The following is a 1,563-nucleotide window of genomic DNA, read 5'->3' as shown; positions in this document are numbered from 1 at the left end:
AGGGATCAAATAGCTCGATAACTTCTTCGCCTGTCTGAATGTTTTGCATTGCTTTTTGATGACCATCCATGCTCCATTTGCAGGAGAAAATATAAGCTAAAGCACTTAATTGGTTAATCTCTATTCCTTGTAATTGCAAAGTCGCACCAGTGAATACGTCAAGAGGGATTGATGGCTCTACAAATTGTACTGAATTATATTTATCTTGCGGAATCCACTGATTAAGAACTAAATTCTGATCATTAATTCGTGCAGCCAAAAACTCACGGGTATCATTGTCATCCAGGGTTTTATGTGTTTTTAACAAGTGTTCATAATGTTTTTCTGCATTTTGATTCAGTATGTTTAAGGTTCTTAGTAAATTTTGATGTTCTGTAATCGAGGCGCCTTTGCCATATTGACGCATTAAAATTTTATCTGCTGTTTCTCGAAGTTTAAGAATATACTCATGGGTCATAAAATAACGTGCGTCTTCTAGTAGGCGCATTTTTGAACGTTCTTGCTGCTGTTTCAAACTAAATTTAACTTAACTATGGAACGATTTACCGCAGGGCTAGAGCGATTAAAGCCAAAGCCGTTGATAAAAGTAGAGCCTTCGCTCTTGCAAGCTGAAATTCCAGAAAAAAGCTTTTGGGATACACAACAAATATTAATATGCTCGGTCGCTTTAGTAATTCTAGCTTGCAGCATAATCTATCTTTCAATTAGCCTTGCTCTTACCGGAGTATTTCTTATGGGCTGGATGGCATACCCGTACCTGGAACAACAAATTTCTAGCAGCCTAAACCCGGTGCAAAAGGTAGAGACAAAAGAGGCTCCATCAGAACCGTCACCATTGGCTTTGCTTAATCGCAGCCCAGCGAATACGCCTAATTCAAGCGAAGAAAAAAATGCAGTCCCGAAGGTTCCAGAAAGACTATTGAAAATCAAAAATTCAAAGGATGTATTTTTTGCTCAAGCCTCTATTTCAGAATATACGTTTGTAAAAAATCGTAACGTGGAACCGAGTTGTATAACTGCGGTATTGTAGTATTATTTAATCTATAAAATCCCGAATTCGCCTGGCACCTATAGTTCGGAGTGAAAAGCACGTTAACACGGTCTAGGGTACCTAGATGAAGCTAGCCTCTCACTCTGGACTTTATGGACACCTCGCTCAACTCCCGGTAATTCGCAACTATTACTTTGAAAAATAAGGAATTTGTTCTATAGTCTTTAAACAGCGCAGAATTAAAGAGAATTACATGAAAGCCGCTCAAGCAGCATCCGACGATGCTCCACGGTGCGGTAAATTACTTAGGCACATTAAAACAATTTGACACCAACAAAATAATCGCTGTAGGATTTTCTGCTGGTGGTTTTGCAACCATTTTAGGGCAAAGCAAAATGCCATCCCATTGCTTTAGACAGCCCTTCCAACATGATTTCTCCGCGCACGCTATTTCCTTTAGAGTTCACCTTGGGACTGAGTACAGCGATACCAGCCTTACCAGGAACAGTCGCTATAGTGTAACCAGATACCCCACTTTTAGCAGGCATTCCCGTTTTAACCATGTGAGTGCC

General features: G+C 39.9%; 3 protein-coding genes. 1 reads left to right on the top strand and 2 read right to left on the bottom strand.

Annotation, left to right across the window (positions count from 1 at the left end; translation table 11 throughout):
- Positions 1-487, bottom strand: a 487-nt coding sequence (locus ACQY7T_RS11530) for a hypothetical protein (protein WP_428413563.1), incomplete at its 3' end; no start/stop codon positions are given.
- A 12-nt stretch (positions 488-499) separates the two neighbouring features.
- On the opposite strand from ACQY7T_RS11530, the gene ACQY7T_RS11525 reads away from it, so the two are divergent.
- On the top strand, positions 500-1,030 hold the full coding sequence (locus ACQY7T_RS11525) for a hypothetical protein (protein ID WP_428413561.1): 531 nt from the start codon (positions 500-502) through the stop codon (positions 1,028-1,030).
- A gap of 341 nt (positions 1,031-1,371) precedes the next feature.
- On the opposite strand, the gene ACQY7T_RS11520 is transcribed toward ACQY7T_RS11525, so the two are convergent.
- The coding region (locus tag ACQY7T_RS11520) for a glutaminase (RefSeq protein ID WP_428413559.1) at positions 1,372-1,563 on the bottom strand (192 nt) is incomplete at its 5' end.

Source organism: Legionella sp., from assembly GCF_965140895.1.
Classification (GTDB): domain Bacteria; phylum Pseudomonadota; class Gammaproteobacteria; order Legionellales; family Legionellaceae; genus Legionella.
Note: the sequence above shows the minus strand (reverse complement) of the source record. Positions and strands in the feature narration are given on the sequence as shown.